Here is a 22,452-nt window from a genome sequence, read left to right on the forward strand (position 1 = left end):
ACTGCGGGGGTCGATCTGGTCGGCCCGCTCGGTCCCGGCCCCACCGTACGAGCGGCCGGCCGGGGCGACTTGTCCCGTCACGCACCGCTTCTGCACTCCCCGTGCACCAGGTGAGCCGCACCGCTCAGCGGGCCCCGTCGACGGCTGCCGGTTCCGGGCACGGGCGGCCCGCCGACGCGGCGGCCTCCGTGCCGCCACCGCCCGCACCGGGACCCGCGCCCCGCAGACTGCGCCACTCACGCGGGGAGACCCCGAAGGTGTCGCGGAAAGCACGGCTGAAGTGGGCGGGATTGACGAACCCCCAGCGCTGTGCGACCGAGGCCACGGTGGGCGCCGGTCTCCCGCCGCGCGCCAGCACCCGCGCGCACTCCTCCAGCCGGCGCCGCTGGATCAGCTTGCGCACGGTGATGTCCTCGTCCTCGAAGAGCCGGTGCAGGTACCGCACCGAGATGTGATGGGCCCTGGCCACCGCCTCCGGCGAGAGCCCCGGGTCCGCGAGATGCCGGTCGATGTGGTCGCGCACCCGCGTCACCAGGGGGCCGGGCGCACCCTCCCGGTCGGACTCCGCGAGCCGGGTGCGCTCGGCCACGAGGGTCACCAGAAGATCGACGACGCCCGCGCCCAGCCGGCCGGCGACCGCCTGCCCGGCTCCGGCGGGCGCCGTGAGGAACGGTGTCAGCGCGGCGCCGAACCCGGTCACCGTGCCGGTGACCAGCCGCGCGTCCCCGTCCGGCAGCGGGAGGGTGCGGTGCGGCACGTGCACGACATGGGTCGAGAAGGGCTCCGGATAGTCCAGCGAGAACGGCCGAGCGGTGTCGTACACGACGAGGTCGCCCGCGCCCGCCACGGACCGCCGGCCGTCCTGGACCAGGGTCACCGACCCCGACGTCTGGACGCCCAATGCCACGAAGTCGCCACTGTGTTGCCGTTCACCGGCCGGGAGCGCGATGTGGCGCGCCGTGCGGGAGGCCCGCAGCGCGCCGGCCTCGACGGTGGTCACCCGCAGATGCCCGAGCGACCCACTGGTGACCCGCATGCCGAACGGTTCCCCGTCGTGCGGGGTGACCGACATCGGGCCCAGTACCCGGGCCAGGGCGCCGCTCCCGCTCGCCGTGCCGTCCCCCTCGGCCCCCGCACCTCTCGCCGTCACCAGGTTCACCTGGTTCCCCTCTCCGTCGCACTGTGGAGGCGGAGAACCCGTCCGGGACCCGTCGTCCGGCCCGCGGCTTACGCGGACCGGGCCACCTCCCCTGTCGAGGGCCGGACGCCACGTTCCTGCGCGGACGACCCGCCGGGAACCCGCCCCGGCCGGTACCAGGGGCGGCATCGTCGCGGCCCCTGTTCTCCGCCGTGTCCAGCCAATCAGGGGCGAATCCCCCGCTCCAGGCAGAAGACAGGCAGAAACGCGCGGACGGGGTGGCGCGGGACGCACCGGGCCGACCGGGCGACGGGGGGCGTCGGGGCCCTTGGGGCGTACGCATCAGGCCCTGATGGTGAAGCGGCTCGGCGCGTGAGGACTCGTTCCCGGCAGTACGTGCCCGGCCGCACCCTCCTGTGGGGCCCCGGGAGAACGGTGCCCCTGCGCGCGGAAAGGTCCGGCGGCCGTGCGCATGCCGCGGACGGCCGCCGGGCAGGGCTCAGGCGGCGCCCAGCTCCTCCAGACGAGCGCGGGCCTCGGCCATGGTGCGCCGGTCGGCGTCCGGACCGAGGGCGAGCAGGCGGGAGTAAACCTCGCGGGCCTCCTCCGGGCGTCCGGCGTCGAGCAGGACCCCGCCCAGGTCGATCATCCTGCGGCTCTCCAGCGAGGTGTTGTCCGTCTCGCGGCAGACCCGCAGTGCTGTCCACAACTGGTCCACGGCCTCTTCCCAGCGCAGCAGCCGGGCATACGTCATTCCCATGTTGGAGTGCAGTTCGAGCCGGGTGATGTCGGCGATGTGCGGTTCCACACGGTCACCCGCCTCCTCCAGGAAGGCGTACGTGCGCCGGTAGGCCGCCAGTGCCTCCTCGGGCAGGCCCCGTGCCATCAGGCTGAGGGCATGGCCGTGCATGCACTGGAGGCTGCCGTGCACGTCTCCCGCGGCGTCGAAGAGTTGGGCGGCCCGGCCCATGTCGTCGCCGGACGACGCGTGGTCGCCGATCTTGCGGTGGGCCCAGGCGCGGTACTGGTGTGCCCATGCCTCCTGCAACGGATCACCCGCGCGTCGCGCTGCTGCCAGTCCTTGGCCGGCGCGGGCGACCGCGTCGTGGAAACGGCCCTCGCAGACGATCAACGCCCAGGCGTGGTAGTTGATCTGCGTGGCTTCCAGCCGCGGATCCTTCATCGCCCCGGCGCCGGCGGCGGCGGTGGCGAAGACCTCCGTCCAGTGCCCCCAGGAGATCCACTGGTCGGAGAACCAGTGCAGCGCCTCCGCCACCTCCACCACCGTGGCGTGCCGGCCCTGCGCCGCGGCCGTGCGCAGCGCCGCCAGCCAGTTGGCCCCCTCGGCCTTCAGCCATCCGCGTGCCCGGTCCGCCGACGACAGGTCGACCTCGCTCTGCCAGCCGGCCGGAGGAGCCCCGTGGTCGGGCTCGAACCAGCGGCCCGCCACGACCGCCGTCCGCAGCAGCCAGTCGTCCAGCGCGGCTGCCGCCCGGGCCGAGTCCTCGGCGCTCTCCTCCGCCGACAGCCGGGTACGGGCGTACAGGCGCAGCAGGTCGTGCAGCCGGTACCGGTCGCCGTCGGCGCCCAGCAGCCCGGCCTCGACGAGCTCCTCCAACGTGTCCTCCGCGTCGAAGAGTTCCTGTCCGGTGAGCTGCGCGGCGGCCGCGGCTCCGGTGTCCGGGCCCGGCACCAGGGCGAGCCGCCGGAACATCCCGGCCGCCGTCGGCGTCAGTTGGCGGTAGGAGAGGTAGAAGGCGGCGGACACGCGCAGGTCCCCGGCCGTCAAGGCGTCCAGCCGCCGGTCCTCCAACGCGAGGCGGTCGGCGAGCCGGCCCACCGACCAGCCCGTACGGGTGGCGAGCCAGTTGCCCGCCACCCGCAGCGCCAGGGGCAGAGGCCCGCAGAGCCGGGCGACGTCGGCGAGGGGCCCGGGGTCGGCCGCCGCCCGGTCCCGGCCCACCAGCCCGGCGAGGAAACCGGCGGCCTCCGCCGGGGTCAGTTCGCCCAGCGGCAGCCGGTGCACGCTCTCGAGACCCGTGAGCATGCGCCGGCTCGTCACCACGACCATCCCCGCGCCGCTGCCCGGCAGCAGCGGGCGGACCTGACTCTCGTCGCGCGCGTTGTCCAGCACCAGCAGGCAGCGCCGCTCGGCCAGCAGCCGCCGGTACAGGCCGGGTTGGTTCTGCGGACCGGCCTTGGCCAGTTCGCGGTCGGACACCTGGAGCGCCTTGAGCACGGTGAGCATCAGCTCGGCAGGCCGCGGCGGCTCGTCGTCCATGCCCCGGAGGTCCACCACGAGCTGCCCGTCGGGGAACCGGCCGGCCAGTTCCCGGGCCGCGTGCAAGGCCAGTGTGGTCTTGCCGGTGCCGGGCGGCCCGGAGACCGCCACGGTCATCGGCGGCGCGGCCGGCCGCTGCGCGCCGTCCCCGGCCCGGCCGCTGCTCCGGGCGGTGGCCGAGTCCGCCAGCGCGCGGAGCGCGTCCAGCTCCTGTGCCCGGCCCACGAAGTCGTCGATCCCACGCGGGAAGGCCTGCACCCCGGCCGGGCTGTAGCCGGTGCTGCGTCCCGCGCGGGCGGTCGCCAGCAGCCGTTCGCGGTCCGTCTCGCCCAGCCCCAGGCCGTCCGCGAGCGCCGCCACCGTCCGTCGCTGCGGCGCGGCACGCCGTCCACGCTCCAGGTCCCCTATCCCCCGCACGCTGACCCCGGACGCCTCGGCCAGCCCTTCCAGGGTCAGGGAAGCGGCGATCCTCAGCTCGCGCAGCGCGGCCCCGAACCCTCCATGGTCGTCGGTCACTCGTACTCCTCGTTCCCCGTGCCCCTCGGCACCCCGGAGCACGGTCACCCGAAGTCTAGAGAATGCCGGACCGCAGGTCACAGGCGGTGCGGGCGCTGCCTTGCCGCTCGCTCGACGCTGTTGTGGTCTTGCTTCGGTTTCGGCGGCGGTTCAGCACCCCGATGAGATCGGCGAGGTCGGCGGCACCGGCCGGGTCATCCGCGTAGCGGGTCGTCTGAAGGGGGCCGACCTCAGGAAGGACGATGTCCTCCCGCGCCAGGACATGGACCAGGGTCAACATCGCGGATCGGGCATTGCCATCGGTGAAGGGGTGGAAGAACGCCACATCGAGGTACGCGCGTGCCGCGCGTGCCGCCGGCGGGAGGTCCGGCTCGGTCGCCTCGCGCAGACAGGAGTCGAAATCGGCCCGTGTGCGGGAGGTCAGACCGTAGCGCTCGCGGCCGGCCTTCGCATAGGCGTCGCTCACGCGGAACGGTGCCTCTGTCACAGCGAGGACTTCGCGCTGCCAGCGGGCCAGCAGGGCGAAGTCCAGCGGGGTCCGGCGTGCGGCGTCTTCCAGGGCCAGCGCGTGTGCGGAGAGCAGGCGTTCGGCGCGAAACGGGTCGCGCCGGCGCACTGGTCCCTCGCACCAGCACCGGAACCCATCGCGGTCGGCCGGGACCCGCTGCAGGGCCGGTGCGTGTTGCCAGTCGGCCTCGCGGCGCACACGCAGCCAGACCGACAGGCTGTCAGTAGCGGTCATGGAGCTCCTCGAGCGCCGCCCTCTCACGGTGGTCCTGGTACGGGGCGTGGCCGGTGAGGCCGACGGCGAGGTCCTCGCCGACGGATTCGATCAGCGCCCGCTCCGGGCAGACCCAGCTCTCGAACCGGCCACCGATCGCGTTCTCCACTGCTTGCGCGGCTTCGGCCCGGTCCATGCCGGTACTGGTGAGGAACCAGCCCAGGACCATCGAGGTCTGGCCACGCCAGGCATTGTCCGCGCACGAGTCCAGCGTGTAGGTCACAAGCCGTACGCAAGCCCGCTCCAGGTGCCAGCTGCGATCCTCGGGTGAGGCGTCCGGCGGCGGCGCCAGCTCGGCGAAGAGCTGGGCCGTCCGCTCCAGCCACTCCCGCCACTCCAGCAGCGCGGCCACGGCTCGTGCTGCGGTCTCGTCGGGGGTCGTCACCGAGCTCGGCCCGCTGACCCAGCTACCGATCGGCCCGCCGTGGTGGCAGCACCAGTTCCATCCCCAGGCCCAGGTCCCGTACCGCTCCCGAAGAACCGCGTTCACCTGACTCTCACACCAGTGTTCACCCTGCCAGCTGCCGGCCCTGCCGGAGAGCACGGGTGGCACCCACTCCCGGACCAGCGAGCGCAGCGGTGCTTCCTCGGCCTCGTCCCAGGCGAACGGGTGACGGACCGGGTCGAATTCGTCCCAGTTGTGAAGGTCCTCGTAGGTGATGCGAGGCACACGGTTGTCGGGCAGGGGCAGGGTGTCACGGTTGTACGTCAGGGCTGGCCACTCCTCTTGTCCCATGTGATCGACCCATCAGTCTTGTTCGAAGCCCCTGGGCCCGCGAACGGTTTTCCGGACGGCGCCCGCTTGTCCGGCATGCTGCCGCCGCCTGCTCGTCGCCGGCGAGACGACAGTCGACGTTCGGGAGCCGGTCGCGTCGTAGGAGTGACCAGATACCCGTTGGACGGTGGGCCGGATGCCGGGGTGGGCGAGTACGCGAAGGGCCCCGGCGCTTTCGCGTCGGGGCCCTGATGAGAGGGGTGCGCCGATCCGGAACGGCGCACCGCCGGATGGGTTTCGGCGGTTTGCCGCCCCTCTCTAGACGAGCGTCATGGCGTAGATCTCGACGCGGGAGTCGTCCGGCAGCGAGACCGAACGGACCGTCTTGCCCCCATCGAGCTCGGCGGCCGTACCGAAGAGCCGAATGGACGGCCCGTCGACACCGCTGCCCCGCTTGATGCGGTGCGGCATGTCGAGGAGGACCGTGCTGCCGTTCGGCGCGGAGCCCGCCCAGTCGCCGAACGTCACCGGTGCCTCCGTGCTGCTGCCGTCCGTGTAGTGCACGGTCAGGGTGGTGGTCACAGGACCGTTGTGGGCCGAGCCGACCAGCCGCAGCGCACTGTGCTGTCCGGCGGGCAGCAGGAGGGCCTGCCCGCTTGCTTCGAGGAAGTTGTTCGCCGTGCCGGTGGGGTCCGGCGCGTCGTACGTCACCCCGTCCCAGGTGACCGGCCCCGCCTTGGGCAGCAGGTCGCCGTCATAGCTCCAGCCATGCCCGTCGAAGTCGCCCTCGTCGGAGTTCGCCACCGTGGCCGTGCCGTCGTGGCCGAGGTCTGCGCGCAGGTCCACTGCGCACTGCCCGTTCGCCTCACTCGCGCAGGTCGTGGCGGCTCCCACCGTGACGGTGGCCTTGCGGGTGACCGAGTTCGTCCCTCGGCCCGTGACCTTCACCTCCACCGGGTAGGACCCGGCCGCGACGCCCTGGGGCACGGTGATGTCGAGCGACACCTTCTTCTGGACCGGGAGGTGACCGGAATCGATCACCAGTGGTGAACGCTGTGCCGTCGTGGCCTTCCAGCCGCTGGGCACCTTCGCCGTGACCGACACGTTCAGCTTGCCGGGAGCCTGCCCGAGGACGTCCAGCGTGAACTTCGCGGTCTGCGCTGCGTCACCCGTGGGGACGACCGCCGAGGCGGGACGCAGTGACGCGTCGACGTGCTTGCGGCTGTCGAGGGCCGCCTGGTTGACGGAGGGCGGCTGAGCGTCCTTGCCCGTGCCCCAGGAGGAGGGAGAGGTCCCGAGCCGGTGGGCAAGGGTTCCGCCGTGCGCGAGCTTGTTCCAGCTCAGCCAGGTCTGGGGTACGCCCCGGCCGTTCAGGGCCACGCTCTGCACGTACCGCTTCGTGTCGCTCGCTCCGGGTGCTTCGATCCTCAGTGTGCCGCCCTGGCCCTTGGTGCCGGACGCCTTGGGATAGCTGCCGATCCGGACGGTCGCCGATTCGAACTGCGGGCTGGACACGGCCAGGAAGTCGCCGCCGCTCATCGTCGGGTAGAGGCCGAGGGAGGAGAAGACGTACCAGGCCGACATGGTGCCCAGGTCGTCGTTGCCCGTCATCCCGTCCGGCCCGTTGGTGAACAGCGTCATCGCGGCACGCACCACGGTCGCGGTCTTCGCCGGGGCGCCGACCCAGTTGTACATGTACGGGGCGTGCAGGTCCGGCTCGTTGTTCGGGTTGTACGTCGGCTTGCCGTAGTAGTCGTACGGCTGCGAGATCCAGTCGTTCCGGGCGGTGCCCGCCGGGTCGGTGAGCAGCTTGTCGTGGACGAAGAAGGAGTCGAGCCGCTTCTCGGTGGCGGTCCGGCCGCCCATCAGGCTGACGAGGCCGGCCGGGTCCTGCGGTACGAGCCACTGGTACTGGTACGCGCCGCCCTCATGGAACTGGTGGGCCGCCTCGACCGGGTCGTAGGGCGTGAGCCAGGTGCCGTCGGCCGTCCGGGGCCGGAACTGCTGGATCGAGGAGTCCCACAGGTTCCGGTACCACTGGCCGCGCGCGGCGAACATCTTGGCGTCCGACTTGTGTCCGAGCCGGTCGGCCATCAGCGCGAGCGCCGCATCGGCGGCGGAGTACTCCATCGTGGCCGACGCCGGGTGCTTGCAGTCGTTGTCGCCGCCCTTGTCCGCGCAGTCCTTGCCGAGCTCGAGACCTGACGGGATGTAGCCGCGCTCGGTGTAGTGGTCCGATCCCGAGCGTCCGTTGTACGGCGAGTCGGCGGGCGGGGTGCTGGTCGCGTTCTTCTTCAGCAACGCGTAGGTCTCCGCCTCGTGTCCGGCGAGCAGACCCTTTGACCAGGCCTCCACGAGGAAGGGCGTGACCGGGTCACCGGTCATGATGTTGGTCTCGCTGTTGGCGAGCGCCCAGCGGGGCAGCCAGCCGCCGTCCCGGCCGGCCGCGACGACCGACAGCGCGACGTCCCGGGCGACCTTCGGCTCCAGCATCTGCAGAAGCTGGTTCTGCGGCCGGTAGGTGTCCCAGAGCGAGAAGTTCTGATACGGCGTGTAGTCCTTTGCCGTGTGGGTCTTGTTGTCGAACCCCTGGTACCTGCCGTCGACGTCACCGGCGAGGTTCGGGTGCAACTGGCTGTGGTAGAGCGCGGTGTAGAAGGCCTTCTGCCGGTCCGCCGTGCCTCCGCCGACCCGGATGGAATCCAGTTGCTTCTTCCAGGTGTCCTGCAACGCCTTGCGCGTGGCGTCGAAGTCGAAGGACTCCTTGGTCTCCGCGGCCAGGTTCTTACGGGCGCCCTCCACACCGGTGTAGGACAGCCCCACCTTCAGGACGGCGTCCCGGTCGGTGGTCGCGTCGAAGGTCACCCAGGCTCCGTTGGCGCCGCTTCCCTCCGCGTCGCGGGTATCGGGCCTGGGGGCCTCGCCGTCCCACGTCCCGTGGGCCTTGAAGGGCCGGTCGAAGGTGGCGCTGAAGTACACCGTGTGCTCGTCGTGTCCGGCACAGAAGCCCCCGGCGTGCACCCGGCCCTCGATGGTGCGGTCACCGACGACGTGCACCTCGGAGTCCAGCACGGACTGGTTGGCCTTGCCCGTGTTGAAGAGGACGTTGGCCGAACCGGTGGAGGGGAAGGTGTAGCGCTGCCACCCGGTGCGCTCGGTGGCGGTGAGTTCCGCGTCGACGTCGTACTTCTTCAGCCCCACCCGGTAGTAGCCGGGACTGGCCTGCTCGTCGTCGTGGCTGTACGGGGAGCGGTAGGCGTTCGGGTCCACGGAGTCGACCGCGCCCGTGGTCGGCATGATGGGCAGCTCGCCCATGACGCCGCAGCCGACGCCGGACAGGTGCGTCTGGCTGAATCCGTAGATCGAGTCCTGCTTGTAGTCGTAGCCGCCCTGGCCGCCGGTGTCCGGACTGACCTGGACCATGCCGAACGGCGCGCTCGCTCCGGGGAAGGTGTTGCCGAAGTTCTGGGTTCCGACGAACGGATTGACCAGATCGATCGGTTCCGCGCCCGCGGCGGCGGCGGGCGCGGCGATGCCGACCACTCCACCACTCACGAGTACGGCGGCCATCAGACCGGCTGTCATACCGGAAGCACGGGGACGGGACGGTCTGAAAGCAAACCGCATGGGGTATTTCCCTTCGAGTCCTGCTCAACTGACAACGTTGTCACTCTGTTCGTTCGCACCATAATCTCCGGCCGCCCCGGATGTCACTGGGTGAGCACGGGCAAATTCTGACGCGCTGCATCGATTCTCCGGAGCGGGGCGTCGACAAGCGACCTGCCTGCCGCGGCGCGCGGTCTGCGGGGCGGATGCGCAGGTTGACCCGGTCTTCGTTCGGGACGAAGAGGTCGCGGGTTCGAATCCCGCCGTTCCGAGAGCTGCAATACGGTCAGAGGGCCCAGTGTGCAAGCTGCACCGGGCCCTCTGGCGTTGCCGCGTGACAACCGCTCGCGATCGCCCTCGAAGAGGCGTGCATGACCACGCCCCCCTTGAATCACAGGACGGAGCTGCTTCCTGTAGACCTCTTCAGCAACGGAACGGTCACCTGGCCTGGCTCCGGCGCCGAAACCCCCCGATCTTCCGCGCGGACCGTCAGTGCACGGCGTCGAGCCGGGCTCGCTGATCAACCGTCAGTTCCAGGTCCACCGCGCCCAGGTTCTCCTCCAGCTGCGCCAGGGACGACGCCCCGGCCAGCGGGATGACCGGCAGCTCGCCGCCGATCTGCCAGGAGAGGACGACCTGGTTGACGGTGGCGCCGGTCTCCCGGGCGACGGAACGCAGCTCGGCGAGCCGGGCCGGGGTGCCCGGGTGGTCGTAGTCCGGGGACAGCGGCTTGTCCTCGCGTACGTACGCACCGGCGAGCAGCGGGGAGTAGGCGACGAGGGTCAGGGCCGGCTCAGCCCGCAGGTAGCCGAACAGTTCGGGGCCGGCGTGGCCGAGGCTGCCGTCCGGGAAGAGGTCGCTCGGCACGTCGAACCGGGGGCGCAGGTGGCTGTGCTGGTACTGGAGCACCTCGTATCCGGGCAGTCCGGCCGCGGCGGCCAGCGCCCGGGCCCGTTCGACCCGCCACATCGCCTGGTTGCTGGCACCGAGGAGTCCGACCGTGCCCTCCGCGACCAGGGCGCCGAATCCCTCGACGGTCTCCTGCTGCGGAACGGAGTGGTCGTCGATGTGCGCGTACAACAGGTCCAGCTTGTCGACACCCAGCCGTTCCCGGCTGGCCTCGGCCGCTTCGCGGATCACCTTGGCCGACAGCCCCTCGGGGTTGTCGATGAAGCCGGTACCGGGAGCCAGGGGGCGGGCGCCGAGCTTGGTGGCGATGACGATCTCGTCACCGACGCCCCGGCTGCGCCGCCACCGGCCCAGGACGTTCTCGCTGTGACCACCCTGTCCCCCGTCGGTCCAGAAGGCGTAGTTGTCGGACGTGTCGATGAAGTTCCCGCCCGCTTCGACGTAGCGGTCGAGAAGGGCGAACGAGGTCTTCTCGTCGGTGAGCGAACCGAACAGCATCGCGCCGAGCGCGAGCACGCTCACCTCACGCCGGTGGGCCGGGTCGGTGCCTATGGTGCGGAATTTCATGGTTGTCCTCCCCTTCGAGCCCGGCCGTCCGGGCTCGAAGGGGAGTCTGCATTTTGAAGTGCACTCCAGGTCAAGCGTTCCGGGCTGTTCACCGGCGGCCACAGCGATGTACGTCATGCCGTCGTGAGCCTGGAGCACTATCTGACCGACCTGACGGTAGGCATGTGGCTGGGAGGTACTGGCGCCTCGACGCTCTCAGCTGCCTGTGGATGTCCGTGTGCCCCGGCGTCAACCGAGCCGTCGCCGAGGCGGAGACGCACCTTGGTCAGGACACCTTTCGACCCCCCTGGCGGGCACCGGCTCAGTGCCCGTCGAACTTGCGTCGGATGTAGGTGAGGTCATCGAGGAGGTCGGCCGAGGTGAAGCGGCGTTCCCTGCGTAGTCGGGAAAGCTTGGGGAGAGGGAGGGACCCGGTCTCGGCCCAGTGGAGGCGGCCGTCGGGGGCTATGTAGCTCCTGGTCCGGCCTCCGTTGTCCGGGTGCAGGCAGTACGGGATGTCCAGGTATCCCTTCCGGAAGGCCAGCAGCAAGGCCCGTCCCAGGTCAGGGGAGAGGTTCAGGACCGCGTCGACCAGCGTCGCCGCCTCTTCGTACGTCGGGGAGTCGGCGGGTTCGTCCCTGTCGGGCGGGGCGACACGGGCTGCCGTCCGCGAGGCGTGTTCCAGAGCGCGCACGTTCTCATCGATCGTGGGGATGCGCTGGGATTCGGCGGCCGTCTTGACTATCAGACGCTGGGCGCCTGCGGTGATGGCCAGTTCCGCGGCCTCGCCGAGGATGCGGTACGCACCGTCCCGCGTCTCGGGGTAGACGCCCATGTAGGCATACACCACGACATGCCAATCGATGGCGGGCAGCAGTTCTCCGCACAGTCTGCGCAGGGCGGCGATGGCCTCGCGGTCCTGCTCCTGGTTCGTCTGCTGGGCGTAGCTGACGGAGACGCTGCGGATTCCGTGCTGGACGAAGAACAGAGCCTCCAGCACACTGATGGCCACGAGCTGGCTCGGGGGGCACAGCTGACCGAGCATGCAGCCGCCGAACGTCTCGAGGTGTGGTTCCAGTCCGGTGTCGCGGAGCTCTGCCAGGAGTTCGCAGCTCACCCCCCAGTTGCGGACGGACTCGGACAACGGCGTGCGACCGTAGGGCAGGCAGTACGAGACGGGGCCGCCCTCCGAGGCTTCCAGGCGTACGGCGAGCAGGGCGCGGAAGATGTCGACCGGGTTCGCCGAGCCGTGCCGGACCTGCACCGGGAAGTCCTCGTTCCGGATGCCCGAGAGCACCTGGGTGGTGGTCTCGGCGGAGTGGCTCACCAGGGGGTAGCCGTTGAGGTCGATCCCCTTGCGCAGCGCACTCTCGGCGGCGGCCAGATGACCCACCCGGGTGTGGGAGTCGACCGTGATGGTGCCGACGCTGCGTCCGAGGGCCCCGCGCGTCGCGGCCAGCCCTGCGCGCATCGTCGCCGGGTCGCTGAAGCCCATCCGGGGTTGCACGACGAGCCGGTCACGCGCCGCGCCCGCCTGGACGAACGCCCCGAAGCTCGATGCCGGCCGATCGCTCACCGGACGCCCTGTACCAGGTCCAGGTCCAGGCCCAGTTCCAGGCGCGGGTCCACGTCCAGGTCCGGATCCGGCACCGTCAGCGAGGCGGCGAAGCGCCGCAGGGCGGTGGCCGGGTCGGTATCGTCCTCGAAGACCTCGTCGAAGCCCGCAGCGCGGAGCTCCTGCGCGCGGGCGCCGTCCGCTCCCTTCACGCCGAGCTTTCCACCGATCACCACCGGCATGCCGGCCAGCGCGCGGTCGGCCCGCAGTTTCCTGATGACCCGCAACCCGTCCTGGGACCCGTGCCCGTTGACACTGCTCACCACGACAAACGTGGGCCGGATGGCCATGCAGCGCTCCGCCACCACGTCGTCGGGTGCACAGGGGCCGAGATTCACCACGTGGTAACCCATCTCCTCCAGCAGCAACTGGAGGAAGACCAGGTTCCAGGTGTGGGAGTCCGAGGCCGTCGTCGTCACAAGGACCGTCTGCCGCGCGCGTGTCCGTTCGTCAGCCATGGGACTGCGCCACCTCCCGGTAGGTTCGTACGTGCTCGATGCGCGAGACGGAGAGAACCTCTCCGCCCTGTACGACCGCCTCGCCAGGGGCAGGCCTGCCCAGGAACATCACCAGGCTGGCGGTGGGGCCGTAGGCACCGGTGTTGGGGATGGCGACCAGGTCGCCTGGGCGCAGGCCGGCCGGGACCTCGATCTCTCGCCCGAGGATGTCGCCCGGGGTGCACAGCGGGCCGGCCAGTGACGCGCGCTGTGTCTCCTCGCCCCGGGATTCGACCCGCACCGACACCGGCAGGATACGCCCGAGGCCCGACATCCCTCCGAAGGTGTTGATTCCGGCGTCGAGGACGACGAAGGTCCGTCCACGGCTCACCTTGATGTTGCTGACCGAGGCCAGCAGGGTGCCGCAGTCGCCCACCAGATAGCGGCCGGACTCGACAGCCAGCCGTGGGGCGCCCTGCCGCCAGCGCGGGAAGTGGACGTCAAGGGCGGATTCCAGTTCCGCGCGCAGCTTCGGATACGCGGCCCGCTCGCCGTGCTGTCCGTACGGGGCCGCGAAGCCGCCTCCGATGTCGAGGAGCCGCAGGGGGATGCCCAGCTCCCGTTCGATCCGCGAGGCAACTTCGACTGTGTGCCGGAACTCGCCGATCAGCGCCGCCTCATCGGCCGCGTTGCTCTGGGAGAACAGATGGAGGCCGGCGACGGACGTGCCCGGCACCGAGAGCAGCCGGGGGGCCAGGTCCGCGATCGTCTCGCTGTCGATGCCGAACTGGGTGGGCTTGCCCGTCATCCTGACGCCGCTGGCGGCGCTGGCCGTGACGCTGTTGATCCGTAGCAGACAGTCGGCGACGGCCCCCCGGGCCAGTGCGGCCGTGCCTATGTGCTCCAGGTCGGTGAGTGATTCGGCGGAGAAGAGCCGTACGCCGTGGCCGATCGCCTCGGTCAGTTCGTCCGCCGTCTTGCCGGGGCCGGTGTAGAGCATGTCCTCGGGGGCGTGCCCGGCTTCCAGGGCGGCGGCCAGCTCCCCGGTCGAACTGATCTCGGCCCGGCAGCCGCGCCCGTCGCCGGGGCGCAGCGCGCGTACGAGCTCCGGATGCGGATTGGCCTTGAGGGCGTAGAAGACGTCGCAGGCGTCGGGCAGCCAGCCGAAGAGGTCGCGCCGAGCGGCGTCGAGCCGGTCGAGGTCGTAGACGTACAGCGGAGTGCCGTGGATTCGTGCCAGTTCGTCGAGCGAGGTGTACGGGCTCACTCGGCCCCTCCCTGGAGCAGCGCCGTCAGGGCGCGGCGTGAGTTCTTGCCGTGCAGGGTGAGGGGGAATTCGCTGAGGACGCGGCAGATCGTGGGGACCTTCGGGAGTTCGAGGCGCACGGTGAGTTCGGCGGTGACCTCGTGGGGGCTGAGGTCGCTCTCGACGAACAGCGCGAGTCCGTGGCCGTCGCCGGGCGGCAGTACGGCCGCGGCACGGACACCGGGTATGTCCATGGCCGCGCTCTCGATCTCGACGGTGCTCATGCGGAAGCCCTTGTGCTTGAACATGTCGTCGCGGCGGCCCGCGAAGTACAGGTACCCGTCGGCGTCGAGATGTCCGTAGTCGCCTGTGTGCAGCAGCGGCTCACCGCTGTGCGGGTCTCGGCGGAAGGATCTTGCGGTGTCCTCGGGGTTGCGCCAGTAGCCGGCCATCACGTGCGGGCCCGAGGCGACGATCTCGCCGGTTTCCCCGGTGGGCACCGGGTTGCCGTCGGGGTCCAGGATGAGCAGCCGGGTGCCCGGCAGCGGCAGGCCGACGGATTCAGGGCGTTCCCCGTCCTCGGCGGGGGGCATGATCGTGATGCGCTTGGCCTCGGTCTGGCCGTACTGCCGGACCACTCGGCAGCCCGGGAAGTACTCGCGCAGGGCGTCGATGGTGGCCTGGGGCAGGGCGGCGCCGGTGTTGGTGAACATCCTCACCGTGGGAACGGGCGCGGTGTCCCGGCCGGCCAGCCGGGTGATCATGGCGGCAAGCGAGGGGACGATCGGGACGACGGTCACTCCGGTCTCACGCATGCGCTTGAGGAGGACCCAGTCGGACTCTCCGTCGGCCAGGACGATCTCGCAGCGCGCGATGCAGGTCATCAGTACCTTGAAGAGGCCGTAGTCCCAGGACATGGGGAAGCGGCAGAAGACGACGTCGTCGGGCCGGTAGCCGAGCCCCTCGGTCAGTGCGCGGGAGGCGAAGGCCACCTGCGCCTGGGGACACATCACCGCCTTCGGGGCCGCGGTGCTTCCGGAGGTGTAGATCAGTACGGCCAGGTCTTCGGCGCGCACGTGGTCCGGCTGCTCCGGCTCGGCCGGCTGCTGTCCGGAATGCGCGCCGCCCTCAGTGGCCTTCGGCCACACGTCGGCCAGGTCGTGAACGGGCGCGGAGCTGATCCGCCGCAGCACCGGGGCCTGTTCGGCGTCGGTGATGACGAGTGCGGGTTCCGCGTCGCCGAGGACCGACGTGAGGTGGAACTCCTTCATGGCGGGGTTCAGCGGGATGAAGACGGCGCCGGTCCGTGAGGTGCCGTAGAACATGGCGGCCAGTTCACGGCTGCTGTGCAGCTGGACCAGGACCCGGTCCCCGCGGCGGATACCCTGGCCGCGCAGCCAGGCCGCGAACCCCCTGCTCGCCGCGTCGAGTTCGCGGTAGGTCCAGCTGCCGGTGGCGTCCCGGATCGCCGCACCCTCGGGCACCTCGGCGACGGCGGCGTCCAGCAGGGAGTGGATGGTGCTGCTCGTGGTCTGGCTGTTCAAGCTCTGTTCCCCGTTCACCTTGCGTGGGTGGTGGTCATGACGAGCAGGTCCCGCAAGGCGCGGCGGTCGACCTTCCCGTTGGTGTTCAGTGGCAGGTCCGTCAGCACGGTCAGCGTGCTGGGGACCATGTACTCGGGCAGGCGGGCGCGCAGTACGGCGAGCACGTCCGCCGGGTCGACGCCTTCCCCGGTGCAGGCGGCCGCCAGCCGTGTGTCGCCGCGGGGGCCGGAGAGGGTCAGCGCGATGGCGTCGCCGACCAGCGGGTGGGCGCGCAGCTCGCTCTCCACCTCTCCGAGTTCGAGGCGGTAGCCGCGCACCTTGACCTGGTGGTCGAGACGTCCCAGGTGGACCAGGCCGTCCTCGCTGTGGCGGACCCGGTCCCCTGTGCGGTACCAGAGCGCGGCGTCCGGCTGTCCCGGAGCGTCGACGGGGACAGCCCTCGCGTCCCCGGTCGCGTACCGGAGGAAGCGTGCTCTGTTGTCTGCGGGGTCGAGGTAGCCGGGAAAGCGCTGGACGCCCCGCACGCACAGCTCGCCCTCGTCCGCGGGACGGCCCTCGTCGTCGACGACGAGCTGCTCCAGGCCGGGACAGAGTTCCCCGATCGGTACGGTCCCCCCGGCCGGCGGCTGCCGGTCCGGGTCGTCCGGCAGACGGTACTGGGTGCAGCTCAGGGTCAGTTCGGTCGGCCCGTACAGGTTCTCCACCACGCTGCCTGGCGCGGCGGCGCGCCAGGCCGTGGCCTGGGCCGTGGTCAGCGGCTCGCCGCAGAAAAGGCTCCAGCGCAGGGTGGGCATGCTGCCGGGCCCCAGTCCGCGCAGCCGCTGGGCGAGCGAGATCACGGAGGGGACGGAGAACCAGTGGGTGATGCGTTCTCGGGAGACGAAGCGGGTGGGGGCCGAAAGGTCGCCCCCGCCGGGCACGACGAGGGTCGCCCCCGCTCCCCAGGCAGCGAACAGGTCGAAGACCGAGAGGTCGAAGGTGAGGTCGAAGGTCTGGGAGAGCCGGTCGCCGACGCCGACGCCGTAGCGGCTGATCACGTGGTCCAGGTAGGCCGCGATACTGCGCTGCTGGATCGGCACGCCCTTCGGGGTGCCGGTCGACCCTGAGGTGAACAGGATGTAGCAGATGTCCTCGGGGCCGGTTGCCGCGACCGGTGCATCGGCGGCGGGGGGCCCGGCAGGCGGGGCGGTGAGGTCAGGTGCCAGCACCGGGACGGGCAGGTCGGCGTCGGCGTACCGCGGTTCCGTCAGTACGCAGTCCAGCGCGGCAGCGGATGCCACCGCGGCAGTGCGGGACAAGGGGAAGTCCGGGTGGAGCGGCACCACGGTGGCGCCGAGCCGCTGGACGGCGAGGTATCCGGCGTACGCGGTCAGGGTGCGCAGGGCGAGCAGGCCCACCCGGCGAGGTGTCCGACCGTCCGCGGCGGTGACGAGTGCGGTGGCCAGGCGCGCGGCAAGCGCGTCCAGTTCGGTGTACGTGAGGCGGGCACCGTCGAGTTCGAGTGCCACGGCGTCGGGGTGCTGCCGGACCGACGCGGCGAACCGACCGTACAGTCCCTCGTCAGGCGTCACGGCCCGCTCCCCTCTCTCGCGTGCGTGCGGGTTCCGGATCCTGTGCGGCTGCCGCCTCCAACTGTTCCACCCTGGTGAGCACCTGGGCGAACGCCTTCTGGACGGCACCAGCACGGAACCGGCCGCGCTCCGCCGAGGCGATGCCGAAGCGCACGGCCTGCGGCAGTGCGCCCCAGGCGGCGGACGCGTCGGCCGCACCGGACACGGCTGCCAGCCGGAAGCGCTGGTGCCGGGCAGCGGTCCAGATGTCGTCGGCGTACCGCGCCAGTTCGCCGGGGTCGGCGCACACCCGGTCGGCGACGCTGCGCAGCGCGGGCAGCAGGCCGTGCACCCAGGTCCCCTCGGGGGCGGCCTGCGGTGCGGCTTCGGCGAATTCGAGCCAGCGGTATCCGCTGTACGGGGGCAGGGCGACGGCGTCGCCGAGGGCGTGGCGGTCGCGGCTGACGGCCTGGGGCGTCAGCCCGCCGAGTGGGGTCAGGACGCTCCGCAGTTCCCGGTCGTCCAGGATTCCGGCGTACGGCGTCTGGCTGCCATGGGGGGTGAGGGCGTCGAAGGCGTCGGTGACGGACCACTTGCCCTCGGTGTGGCGGCTCACCACCACCCAGTGCGGGGTCTCGACCGCCTCGTACATCGGCGACCAGGGCAGGTGGCGGGTGTTGGCGACGGCGAGGAGGCGGCCGTGGCGCGCCAGTTCCGTGTCGAAGGCGGTGTGCGTGGTGTCCCAGTCGTCCGCGCCCCGGTAGGCAAGTCCGCGTCCCTGTTCGTCGATGTCCACGCGGGCGTGGTGCGAGAACGCCAGAACGCCGTCCGGGGAGTCGGTGCGCAGCGACAGCCGGACGGACCGCGCGAGCCTGCCCCTGATGCCGGGCGTGCGGGGTTCGAGGTAGGCCACCAGGCTCGCGGTGTAGCAGCTCAGCTCCGTCCGGCCTGGGGTCGATGCGGGAGGCTCACTCACTCTGGTCTCCTGGTGCTGTCGTTCGTAGGTCTGTTCCGGAAGGCGCCATGAAGGCGCAGCTCAGCGGGATCGGGGACCGATCGCGCATGGTGACCCACCGGTAGGGGCCCCAGGCGCCGTGCCGGGTGTACGGGATGACGTCGGCGGACCAGACGCCGCCCGCGAGCCCGGTGCCCGCTGCCTTGACGCAGGCTTCCCGCACGGTCCACATCCAGGCCAGCTCCGTGGCCCGGGACTCCAGGGGCAGTTGCGCCAGTTCCCCGGCGTGGTCCTTCGCGCAGCGGCGCATCAGGGAGGGGCTCACGTCGGCGGGTGGGTGCTGGACGTCCACGCCGACGGCGTGGTCGAGCCCGGCGCAGGCGGCGACGGCGTCCGCGTCGTGGCTGATGCTGATGCCGATGCGGGGCCAGTCGGGAAGTAGTGGCCGGCCCTGCGGCGTGTATGCGACGGGGGCGTGGCGGGCTTCGGGGAAGTGGGCCGCCAGAAGCCGGCGCAGCGCCCGCCGGCCGGCGAGGTACTCAGTGGCCCGCCAGTCGGGCATGGACCGGGCCGGTTCCAGGTCCTGCCGGGTGAGGCCCCGGGGTCCCGCGTCGGGGGTCCCGCCGACGTCCAGGGTGACCCAGATGCCGGGGGCGGCCTCGGCTTCCAGTCGGGTCTTCTCCTGGCTCCTGTCCGGGGCGTTCATGGCGTCAGCCCGGCCAGTACGTGGTCGAGGCGCTCGGCGGTGGTGTCGAGTACGACCTCGGTGGTGCCGCCGCCGATGCCGAACACCGCTGCCTCGGAGCGCAGTTGCTGGATGCCGCCTCGGCCGAAGCCGTCCGCTCCCTGCAACTGACCGCATTCGCTCAGCACGCGTTCCACGGTGGTGCCGGAGAGCGCCTTGAGTACCGCCGCGGCGGTGCCGTCCCGGTCGGTGGCTATGCGTTCGCGGGACTGCATCCAGAGCGCGTGCAGAGCGCTGACCTGCACGGCGCACGCCGCGAGGCGCTGCCGCACGGAGGGTGACTGCCGCAGCGGGACACCGTCGAGCAGCCGGTCGTCGAGACGGTGTGCCGTGTCGCTGACGACCCGGCGGCACAGCTCGACGGCCCACGCGGCCGAGGCGAGGCGCTCGACGGCCAGGTGACGGGCGAACAGGGCGAGCCCTCGGCCCGGACGGCCCAGGAGGTATGCACGTGGCAGGGTGACCGAGGAGAGCTGGATGTCACCGACGCCGGAGCCCTGGAAGAGGTCGGTGTCCGCCGGGCTCACGGTGACGCCAGAGGCGTCGAGAGGGACCAGCACCCAGGTGAAGCTGGTGAAGTGGCGGCCGGGGCGGTGCCGGGCGAGCACGAGGGCGTGGTCGGCGGTCAGGGCGGAGGTGACCCAGCGTTTCACACCGTCGAGGAGCAGGTCGCCGTCCTGGTCGCCGAGGTCCACGGTGGTGCCCAGCGCGGCGAGGTCGGAGCCGGCTGCCGCCGCGTCGGTGGCGGCGAGCGCGAGCAGCGCCTCACCTTCGAGGGAGGCGCGCAGGACGCGCCGGGTGACCGGGGTGGCTGCGGCGTCGGCGAGGAGTGGCAGCGCCGTGGCCAGTTGGACCAGGAGGGCGAGGACGGTGCCCTGCGGGCCGCGCGCGTCGGCTTCGGCGAGTACCCGCCGCAGCAGGAGCGGATCGAGGCGGCCGGTGGGCTCCTTCCCGTACAGCTCGGTGAGGGTGCCGGAGACGGCGAGAGCCGACAGGACCTCCCGTACGCCGTCCCGTGGCGGGGCGGGCAGTTCAGGCAAGGTTCACCTCCGGGTCGAGCAGGGCGAGCTTGCCGTCGGCGAGGTGCAGCCGGTCGTTGTTGTAGTTGAGCGCCGCCGACCGCAGGTCCCGCAGGGCCCGTTCGAGGCCGGTGGGCGAACCCTTGAGGTAACCGTGGCGCAGGCCGACCGCGTCGACGAGGTCCTCGATGGTCCGGTGGCATTCCTCGGAGGCGGTGATTTTGAGGGCGTTGACCAGCATCTGGTACTTGGGCCGGGACAGGTCGTCGCCCTCGTCGGCGGTGCGGGACAGCGTGGCCGCGGTGTGGCGGAGCAGAGCGTGCACGGTGTCCAGACGCTGCCTGGCGCGGGAGAGCCTGGTCAGGAGCAGCTCGGAGTCGAGGTCGGTGCTCTTGCGGCCGGCGGGGCTGCGCAGCATGCGCAGCACTCGCGACAGGGCGCCCGCGGCCGTGCCCAGCCAGCTCGCGGCCCAACCGAGGTGGGCCAGCGGACCGAAGGTGTCCAGCACGATCTTGCGGAACTGGCCGTGCTCGCCGACGACCTGGTGTTCCGGCAGCCGGCCGGTCAGCCGCATGGCCACGCTGTGGCTGGCCCGCATGCCGAGTGGGTCCCAGTCGCCGGAGATCTCGATGTCGAGCTGGTCGCGGTGCGCGTAGACGAGGGAGACCTCGTGCGGTGAGCGGGCGGTGGGGCTGAGCATGGTGATCAGGAAGCCGTCCGCGTGGGCGCCACCGGTGACGATGGGTGCGAAGCGGTCGATGACCAGCTGTCCCGGCTCGGCGGTGAGCTCCGAGGCCGCCGTCAGCAGGTGGCCTCCCTTGCCGGCCTCGGTGGTAACGGAAGCCAGGTAGAGCTGTCCCGCGGCGATCCGGGGAAGCAGTTCACCGGCGAGCCGGGGGCTCGCGTGGCGGACTATGCCGACGACCTGCTGGCAGTGCATGGTGAAGATCATGGCCACCGACATGTCGACCCTGCCGAGCGCGATGCCGGCGTCCAGGATCTCGTCCACACCGCCGCCCATGCCGCCGTGGGCGGCGGGCACGGTGAGGCCGAGCAGCCCGGTGTCGCGCAGCGCGTCGAGGACGGCGACCGGGAACTCGGCGGCCTCGTCGCAGCGGCCGGCCTCCTTCTCCGCCACCTCGCGGACCCGGCCGAGGGCCTCGGTCAGCGCCGTACCGCTGAAGCCGCTCACACCGAGTCCGCCGCGCCGGCGGGCATCGCGCTGGCGGCCGCGTTCCACAGACTGCCCGCGGTGGTGAACGTCTCCTCCGTGAGGGCCTCGTCCGGCAGCTGCACCCCGAAGGTGTCCTCCAGCGCGAACATCAGCTCGATGGCCTGCATGGAATCGAGCCCCAGCTGCCGAAGCTCCGTCTCGGGAGTGATCTCCCGGTCTCCGAGAAATGGCAGGAACGGCTTGAGCATCTCGACAAAGCGCGCGTCCATGACGATCAATTCCCTCTCGTTGTAACGTCGTTCTTCACATCGCCGAGTGCGCGCCGCACCAGCGCGGACAGGCTGTCAATGTGCTGGAGGTTCTCCGGCACCAGATCGGCCGGCTCGAACTCGACGGCGAACCGGTCCTCGAGGGCCTCCACGATCTCGACCATGCGAAGGGAATTGAATTCCCGATGCACCGTCAGCTCTCCTGCCGCCAGAGCTTCCTGGGTGATTCCCAGTACCGAGGAAACGGTCTGACGGACCGTGCCGCGCACTCCGAGGACCTCGGTGTCCCCGCGCAGAGTCACTGCCGCCCGCTCCATGAGGCCGCCGGGCTCGGCCCGGCCGCGGTCGACGCGGCGGAACGCCAGGTAGGCATGCTCGACGAGGCTGTCCCAGCTTCCGAGGTGCAGCCGTACCGTCTCGCTGAGCTCCACCCCTCCGAGTTCCGCGACGTACAGGGCATGCAGCCACCTCGATCGTGCGAGCAGCCAGGTCTCCAGGGTGAACGCTTCGAGCGCCGCCCGTCGGTCGGGGTGTTCGGCATAGCCGCGCAGGTAGTCCGCGGCGCTGACGGAGCCGGGAGGGCAGGAGGGTTCGGGCGGGGGGCCGAGCGGGCTGGGGGCGAGCCTTACGCTCTCGGCTCCTTCGGGCAGCGCCTCGATCAGCGCGACGAATTCGGGCCTGGAGTACGTCCGTCGCAACGGGCGGGCGGGGCCCCACCGGGTGTCGTTGTGATAGGCGTCGCTGATGACGAGGCCGTCGCCGTCCGGCTCGGCCAGGAAGCTGTGTTCCACGTGCTTGGTTCCGTGGTACGGCACCCAGGGCAGGTGGTAAGCGTCGGCGATCAGGTAGACCGGGGCGTCGACGTCCACCCTCGACCCGGGAGCGTGCCGACGGCGTTGCGCCACGGCGAGGCCCAGCAGTTCCGCGGCGTCTTCCAGGTGCTGGTCCAGCGTGGGCTCCACGGTGAGCAGACCGGTGGGCGGGCTCTCCGGCGCGGGTCGCGGCGCGAAGCGGAGCGGGGCGCCGAGCCGCAGGTGGGTGGCCGCACCGTGGTGCCGGTCGGCGAGCAGCGCGAGATTGGCCTGCAGGCAGTCCAGCCGGTGCGCGTGCGCGGGGAAGTCGTTCACCGGGACCCGGCCTCCTCGGCCCCGTCGCACGCCAGGACGATGAGGTCGTGGACGGTCTTGTACGAGCGGCCGGCGAAGAGGTCGTCCGGGAGGCCGGTGCTGAGCTCGTCCTCCAGGCGCGTGAGGATGCCGAGCAGCGCCATGGACGAAATCTTCAGCAGTTCGCCGTCCAGTGGTTCGCCGTCGGCCAGTTCGGACGGCTGGAGGGCGAGCCCGCGTTCGGCGATTACCACACGCTTGACTTCGCCGGCGATGCTGTCCCGGTCGGGCTTCACTTCT

The 22,452-nt window shown here is 71.4% G+C and carries 18 protein-coding genes; all 18 read right to left on the reverse strand.

Annotated elements, in window-relative coordinates; genetic code table 11:
* Nucleotides 1-124: 124 nt before the first annotated feature.
* Entirely contained in the window at nt 125-1,150 is a 1,026-nt protein-coding gene (locus ACWCQM_RS35080; RefSeq protein WP_450919117.1) for a helix-turn-helix domain-containing protein, read from the reverse strand.
* Nucleotides 1,151-1,637: 487 nt separating this feature from the next.
* Nucleotides 1,638-3,935 (reverse strand): ATP-binding protein, encoded by a 2,298-nt coding sequence (locus ACWCQM_RS35085; RefSeq protein ID WP_450919118.1) that lies wholly within the window; start codon nt 3,933-3,935, stop codon nt 1,638-1,640.
* 55 nt (nt 3,936-3,990) lie between these two features.
* Nucleotides 3,991-4,677, reverse strand: coding sequence for a Fic family protein (locus tag ACWCQM_RS35090; protein WP_450919119.1), 687 nt, complete (start codon nt 4,675-4,677; stop codon nt 3,991-3,993).
* A complete protein-coding gene (locus ACWCQM_RS35095) occupies nt 4,664-5,452 on the reverse strand; it encodes a hypothetical protein (RefSeq protein ID WP_450919120.1) in 789 nt (262 codons plus the stop codon). The genes ACWCQM_RS35090 and ACWCQM_RS35095 overlap by 14 nt, the downstream gene beginning before the upstream one ends.
* Before the next feature lie 297 nt (nt 5,453-5,749).
* Complete coding sequence (locus ACWCQM_RS35100; RefSeq protein ID WP_450919121.1) at nt 5,750-9,016, reverse strand: GH92 family glycosyl hydrolase; 3,267 nt, start codon at nt 9,014-9,016, stop codon at nt 5,750-5,752.
* 510 nt (nt 9,017-9,526) lie between these two features.
* The gene (locus ACWCQM_RS35105; protein ID WP_450919122.1) at nt 9,527-10,513 is read right to left on the reverse strand and encodes an aldo/keto reductase; all 987 of its coding nucleotides are present in this window, start codon (nt 10,511-10,513) and stop codon (nt 9,527-9,529) included.
* A gap of 301 nt (nt 10,514-10,814) precedes the next feature.
* Nucleotides 10,815-12,068, reverse strand: coding sequence for a methylaspartate mutase (locus ACWCQM_RS35110; protein ID WP_450919123.1), 1,254 nt, complete (start codon nt 12,066-12,068; stop codon nt 10,815-10,817).
* A complete protein-coding gene (locus tag ACWCQM_RS35115; protein WP_450919124.1) occupies nt 12,065-12,565 on the reverse strand; it encodes a cobalamin B12-binding domain-containing protein in 501 nt (166 codons plus the stop codon). The genes ACWCQM_RS35110 and ACWCQM_RS35115 overlap by 4 nt, the downstream gene beginning before the upstream one ends.
* A complete protein-coding gene (locus tag ACWCQM_RS35120) occupies nt 12,558-13,811 on the reverse strand; it encodes a type III PLP-dependent enzyme (protein WP_450919125.1) in 1,254 nt (417 codons plus the stop codon). The genes ACWCQM_RS35115 and ACWCQM_RS35120 overlap by 8 nt, the downstream gene beginning before the upstream one ends.
* On the reverse strand, nt 13,808-15,352 hold the full coding sequence (locus tag ACWCQM_RS35125; protein WP_450919126.1) for an AMP-binding protein: 1,545 nt from the start codon (nt 15,350-15,352) through the stop codon (nt 13,808-13,810). The genes ACWCQM_RS35120 and ACWCQM_RS35125 overlap by 4 nt, the downstream gene beginning before the upstream one ends.
* Nucleotides 15,349-16,905 (reverse strand): amino acid adenylation domain-containing protein, encoded by a 1,557-nt coding sequence (locus tag ACWCQM_RS35130; protein WP_450919127.1) that lies wholly within the window; start codon nt 16,903-16,905, stop codon nt 15,349-15,351. Before ACWCQM_RS35130 ends, ACWCQM_RS35125 begins: the two co-directional genes overlap by 4 nt.
* Nucleotides 16,895-17,860, reverse strand: a complete 966-nt coding sequence (locus ACWCQM_RS35135) for a hypothetical protein (protein ID WP_450919128.1) — start codon at nt 17,858-17,860, stop codon at nt 16,895-16,897. The genes ACWCQM_RS35130 and ACWCQM_RS35135 overlap by 11 nt, the downstream gene beginning before the upstream one ends.
* Nucleotides 17,853-18,545, reverse strand: coding sequence for a 4'-phosphopantetheinyl transferase family protein (locus tag ACWCQM_RS35140; RefSeq protein WP_450919129.1), 693 nt, complete (start codon nt 18,543-18,545; stop codon nt 17,853-17,855). Before ACWCQM_RS35140 ends, ACWCQM_RS35135 begins: the two co-directional genes overlap by 8 nt.
* On the reverse strand, nt 18,542-19,624 hold the full coding sequence (locus tag ACWCQM_RS35145) for an acyl-CoA dehydrogenase family protein (protein WP_450919130.1): 1,083 nt from the start codon (nt 19,622-19,624) through the stop codon (nt 18,542-18,544). The genes ACWCQM_RS35140 and ACWCQM_RS35145 overlap by 4 nt, the downstream gene beginning before the upstream one ends.
* On the reverse strand, nt 19,617-20,795 hold the full coding sequence (locus ACWCQM_RS35150; protein WP_450919131.1) for an acyl-CoA dehydrogenase family protein: 1,179 nt from the start codon (nt 20,793-20,795) through the stop codon (nt 19,617-19,619). Before ACWCQM_RS35150 ends, ACWCQM_RS35145 begins: the two co-directional genes overlap by 8 nt.
* Nucleotides 20,792-21,046, reverse strand: coding sequence for an acyl carrier protein (locus ACWCQM_RS35155; RefSeq protein WP_450919132.1), 255 nt, complete (start codon nt 21,044-21,046; stop codon nt 20,792-20,794). The genes ACWCQM_RS35150 and ACWCQM_RS35155 overlap by 4 nt, the downstream gene beginning before the upstream one ends.
* A gap of 5 nt (nt 21,047-21,051) precedes the next feature.
* Complete coding sequence (locus tag ACWCQM_RS35160) at nt 21,052-22,173, reverse strand: acyl carrier protein (RefSeq protein WP_450919133.1); 1,122 nt, start codon at nt 22,171-22,173, stop codon at nt 21,052-21,054.
* On the reverse strand, nt 22,170-22,448 hold the full coding sequence (locus tag ACWCQM_RS35165; RefSeq protein ID WP_450919134.1) for an acyl carrier protein: 279 nt from the start codon (nt 22,446-22,448) through the stop codon (nt 22,170-22,172). Before ACWCQM_RS35165 ends, ACWCQM_RS35160 begins: the two co-directional genes overlap by 4 nt.
* Between the last annotated feature and the right edge of the window lie 4 nt (nt 22,449-22,452).

This window comes from Streptomyces sp. NPDC002125 (assembly GCF_053593715.1).

What these genes read in the sequence shown, in the direction of transcription:
- ACWCQM_RS35090 (WP_450919119.1), bottom strand. Translation starts at nt 4,677, where the DNA reads ATGACCGCTACTGACAGCCTGTCGGTCTGGCTGCGTGTGCGCCGCGAG.
- ACWCQM_RS35095 (WP_450919120.1), bottom strand. Translation starts at nt 5,452, where the DNA reads ATGGGACAAGAGGAGTGGCCAGCCCTGACGTACAACCGTGACACCCTG.
- ACWCQM_RS35100 (WP_450919121.1), bottom strand. Translation starts at nt 9,016, where the DNA reads ATGACAGCCGGTCTGATGGCCGCCGTACTCGTGAGTGGTGGAGTGGTC.
- ACWCQM_RS35105 (WP_450919122.1), bottom strand. Translation starts at nt 10,513, where the DNA reads ATGAAATTCCGCACCATAGGCACCGACCCGGCCCACCGGCGTGAGGTG.
- ACWCQM_RS35115 (WP_450919124.1), bottom strand. Translation starts at nt 12,565, where the DNA reads ATGGCTGACGAACGGACACGCGCGCGGCAGACGGTCCTTGTGACGACG.
- ACWCQM_RS35140 (WP_450919129.1), bottom strand. Translation starts at nt 18,545, where the DNA reads ATGAACGCCCCGGACAGGAGCCAGGAGAAGACCCGACTGGAAGCCGAG.
- ACWCQM_RS35155 (WP_450919132.1), bottom strand. Translation starts at nt 21,046, where the DNA reads ATGGACGCGCGCTTTGTCGAGATGCTCAAGCCGTTCCTGCCATTTCTC.